Source organism: Acinetobacter sp. YK3 (genome assembly GCF_001729365.1).
Classification (GTDB): domain Bacteria; phylum Pseudomonadota; class Gammaproteobacteria; order Pseudomonadales; family Moraxellaceae; genus Acinetobacter; species Acinetobacter vivianii.
Genome location: NZ_LZPJ01000037.1, coordinates 1 through 4424, shown reverse-complemented (window position 1 = coordinate 4424; position 4424 = coordinate 1). Strand labels below are relative to the sequence as shown.

At 42.9% G+C, this 4424-nt stretch carries 3 protein-coding genes; 2 read left to right on the top strand and 1 reads right to left on the bottom strand.

What is annotated here, in order from left to right; all coding sequences use genetic code 11:
• Positions 1–358: 358 nt before the first annotated feature.
• Together fadB and fadA are read left to right on the top strand one after the other, a co-directional pair.
• The gene (gene fadB / locus A9Z07_RS04065; protein ID WP_047431485.1) at positions 359–2512 is read left to right on the top strand and encodes a fatty acid oxidation complex subunit alpha FadB; all 2154 of its coding nucleotides are present in this window, start codon (positions 359–361) and stop codon (positions 2510–2512) included.
• A 12-nt stretch (positions 2513–2524) separates the two neighbouring features.
• Entirely contained in the window at positions 2525–3697 is a 1173-nt protein-coding gene (gene fadA, locus A9Z07_RS04060) for an acetyl-CoA C-acyltransferase FadA (protein ID WP_004802276.1), read from the top strand.
• 66 nt (positions 3698–3763) lie between these two features.
• Here fadA and A9Z07_RS04055 read toward each other — a convergent pair whose 3' ends face one another.
• Positions 3764–4282 carry a hypothetical protein gene (locus A9Z07_RS04055; protein ID WP_069577038.1) on the bottom strand — a complete coding sequence of 173 codons (519 nt, stop codon included), beginning with the start codon at positions 4280–4282 and terminating at the stop codon, positions 3764–3766.
• Positions 4283–4424 lie beyond the last annotated feature (142 nt).

The following is a 4424-nucleotide window of genomic DNA, read 5'->3' as shown; positions in this document are numbered from 1 at the left end:
TTCCTACTCATAAATAAGTCGAAATTTATATAAATAACGCTCGATTTAGCGCGCTTATCTACATCGTTAAAAACGATATATTGTTAAAATATCACAGCGGTTTTTAGAAGATAAATAACCCCTCACAGAAGCCTAAAAAATAAACAGAAAAAAGATAAAATCAATTATTTTCAAAAACATAAAATTAAAAATAGAATAACAAAAACAAATGATGACCCTAGCGTCACGGCTTGATACAACTTGTTATGTCCTTTTTGGATATAGTTATCGTAAGATTAGCGAAGCTTTTTTGTGTGCCGAACTGCACATACGCTTTATGACATCCACTTAGAATCCTCCACAACAAGGGAGATCAGGCATGATCCACGCTGGCAATGCCATTACCGTCCAAATGCTTGCGGACGGAATTGCAGAATTCCGCTTTGACTTACAAGGTGAGTCGGTTAATAAATTTAACCGTGCAACCATTGAAGACTTCCAAGCAGCAATTGCTGCAGTGAAAGCCAATAACGATATTAAAGGCTTAGTCGTAACTTCTGGCAAATCAACATTCATCGTTGGTGCTGATATCACTGAATTTGGCGACAACTTCGCTGCTGGTGAGCAAGCAATCGTTGATTGGCTTATGCCTGTACATGAAATCTTCAATAGCTTTGAAGACTTAGATCTACCTAAAGTTGCTGCAATCAATGGTACAGCGCTAGGTGGCGGTTTTGAAATGTGCTTGGTGTGTGACTACCGTGTAATGTCAGAACAAGCGCAAGTTGGTTTACCAGAAATCAAACTCGGTATCTATCCTGGTTTTGGTGGTAGCGTACGTTTAAGCCGTTTAATCGGTATCGACAATGCCGTTGAATGGATGGCAATGGCGAACCCGAAAAAACCAGCTGCTGCATTGAAAGACGGTGCTGTAGATGCGGTTGTTGCTGCTGACAAATTACAAGAAGCTGCGGTTGATTTAGTTAAACAAGCCATTGCTGGCCGTTTAAACTGGAAAGCAAAGCGTCAAGAAAAATTAGACGCAATCAAATTGAACCCACTTGAACAAATGATGGCGTTCAATACGGCGAAAGGTGCAGTACTTGCGAAAGCAAACCCTGCTCAATACCCTGCTCCAAAATTATTGCTTGATTCTTTACAAGCCGGCGCAAGCTCAACCCGTGATGACGCATTAAAAGCTGAAGCACAAGGTTTTGCAAAAGCTGCGATTACTCCACAAGCGGGTGCATTGATTGGTTTATTCATCAATGACCAAGTCGTGAAGAAAACTGCGAAAAAATATGAGAAAGGTGCTCATCCAGTCAACCAAGCTGCTGTTCTAGGTGCTGGTATCATGGGTGGTGGTATTGCTTACCAAGCGGCAAGCAAAGGCACACCGATCATCATGAAAGACATTGGTAACCCACAACTTGCATTGGGTATGAAAGAAGCGAATGGCTTGCTCACCAAGCAAGTAGAACGCAAGAAAATGAAACCTGCGCAAATGGGTGAAACACTTGCTCGCATCCGTCCAACTTTAAGCTATGACGAGTTTAAAGAAGTGGATATCGTGATCGAAGCGGTGACTGAAAATCCAAAAGTAAAAGAAATCGTACTTGCTGATACTGAAAAGCATGTTCGTGAAAACACGATTATTGCGTCTAACACCTCTACAATTTCAATTACACGTTTAGCGAAAGCTTTACAGCGTCCTGAAAACTTTGTAGGTATGCACTTCTTCAACCCAGTTCACATGATGCCGCTTGTAGAAGTCATTCGTGGTGAAAAGACTTCTGAAGAAGCAATCGCAACAACTGTAGTTCTTGCTCAAAAAATGGGTAAAACACCAATCGTTGTTAACGACTGCCCAGGTTTCTTGGTTAACCGTGTATTGTTCCCTTACTTCGGTGCATTCGACCTTCTTGTAAAAGATGGTGCGGATTTCCAGCAAGTGGATAATGTGATGGCGAAATTCGGCTGGCCAATGGGCCCTGCATACTTGATCGACGTTGTTGGTATCGATACAGGTGTTCACGGCGCAGAAGTGATGGCAGAAGGTTTCCCTGACCGTATGAAGCCAGACTACAAAGGTTCAATCGAAGCAATGTACGAAGCAAAACGTCTTGGTCAAAAGAACGACGTTGGTTTCTACAAATACGTGTTAGATAAGAAAGGCAAGAAAGCGAAAACTGTTGATCCAACAGCATACGAAATCATTGCACCATTCGTGACTGGTGAAAAACGCGAGTTTGATAATCAGGAAATCATTGACCGTATGATGCTTGCTTTCTGTAACGAAACTGTTCGTTGCTTAGAAGACAAGATCGTTGCAACTGCTTCTGAAGCAGACATGGCAATGATTATGGGTGTTGGTTTCCCTCCATTCCGCGGTGGTCCATGCCGTTACATCGACCAAACAGGTGTTGCTGAATACGTTGCGCTTTGCGACAAATATGCACACTTAGGTAAGGCTTATGAAGCGCCACAAATGTTGCGTGACATGGCTGCTAACAACACAAAATTCTACGGTTAAGGAGCGACGTGAATGGCTACTTTAAATCCACGTGACGTTGTGATTGTTGATGGCGTTCGTTCTGCCATGGGCAAATCACGTAACGGTATGTTCCGCAATGTACGTGCCGACAGTTTATCTGCTGAATTAGTACGTGCACTTGTTGCTCGTAACCAGTTTGATACCAACGAAGTTGAAGATGTAATCTGGGGCTGTGTAAACCAAACTTTAGAGCAAGGTATGAACATTGCTCGTAACATTGGTTTATTGGCTGATATTCCAAAAACTGCTGGCGGTCAAACAGTAAACCGTCTTTGTGGTTCTTCTATGCAAGCAATCCACACGGCTGCTGCACAAATTGCAACCAACCAAGGTGATGTGTTCATCATCGGTGGTGTAGAGCACATGGGCCACGTCGGTATGATGCACGGCATTGACCTCAACCCAGAAGCGTCTAAACACTATGCAAAAGCATCTAACATGATGGGCTTAACGGCTGAAATGTTAGGTCGCATGAATGGTATCTCTCGTGAAGAGCAGGATGCATTCGGTGTTGAATCTCACCGTCGTGCTTGGGCTGCAACTCAAGAAGGTCGCTTCAAAAACGAAATCGTTGGTGTTGAAGGCCACGATGCAAACGGCTTCAAAATCCTTTGCGACATCGACGAAGTAATTCGTGCTGATGCTAACCTTGAAGCATTCAAAGCATTGAAACCAGTTTTCGATCCTAAAGGTGGTTCAGTAACAGCAGCAACTTCTTCTGCTCTTTCTGACGGCGCATCTGCAATGTTATTGATGTCTGCTGAACGTGCTCAAGCATTGGGTTTAAAACCACGTGCCGTGATTCGTTCAATGGCAATTGCGGGTTGTGATGCTGCAATCATGGGTTATGGTCCAGTACCAGCAACTCAAAAAGCGCTTAAGCGTGCTGGTTTAACGATGGCGGATATCCAGACCATCGAATTAAACGAAGCATTTGCTGCTCAAGGCTTATCAGTAATGAAAGGCTTGGGCGTTTATGACAAGCAAGACATCATCAACTTGAATGGTGGTGCGATTGCATTGGGTCACCCATTGGGCTGTTCTGGTGCACGTATCACTACAACCTTGTTGAACGTGATGGAACAACAAGATACTCAAATCGGTCTTGCGACCATGTGTATCGGTCTTGGTCAAGGTATCGCGACTATTATCGAACGTGTTTAATCGACACTGAGATAAAAAGAAAATCCCCGCACTTTGCGGGGATTTTTTTATTACCAGAATCAAATTTTAACGCGGAAACAAAGGATTCTGCGGTGGATTTAATCCATCTCTAATCTGTTGCTGCAATTTCAAAATATCGCCTAAATCAATTTTAATTGTGCCATTGCGAATGCCGTCAATATTACCGCGGTTAATATTCAAAGGTTCCAGCATTTTAAAAAGACCATTGGTTGGGTCTGAGGACTGAAAACCAGAAGCAACAGCCAATATGTATTGTTGCAAAATCGGAGAATATTGAGACAAATCTGGCTGTGCCGCCATAGGCTGATAATTCACACTGGTCGGACTTTCAGTCACACCTGCATTCTGCATATCATTGTGAATTTTATAGACACGATGTTGCAGCGCTTGACGGGTTTGCTTATCTTCTTGATAAGGCACAAATCCAACTTCTTCCCGTAGCTCAGATTCAGCCATGACCCGAATTGTTGGTAATGACGTGACCTCTCCCTCTTGCGCGTGAACCATGGGTACACCCAGAGGAATCAACAGGGAGATCAAAGCTGCTTGTTTAAAAAAATTCATCGTTTGCTCCAAATATCCCTCATCCATAAGAAAATAATGAGTTAAATAAAAGCATATATAAATAGGCTACAGCAAAGTCAGATTTGATTCAGTAAGGGTCAGATAAACGGTCAATCGGCACTGTTATTTGAACAAATGATTA

Coding starts and splice junctions, on each gene's coding strand:
- fadA (WP_004802276.1), top strand. CDS start 2,525: ATGGCTACTTTAAATCCACGTGACGTTGTGATTGTTGATGGCGTTCGT.
- fadB (WP_047431485.1), top strand. CDS start 359: ATGATCCACGCTGGCAATGCCATTACCGTCCAAATGCTTGCGGACGGA.
- A9Z07_RS04055 (WP_069577038.1), bottom strand. CDS start 4,282: ATGAATTTTTTTAAACAAGCAGCTTTGATCTCCCTGTTGATTCCTCTG.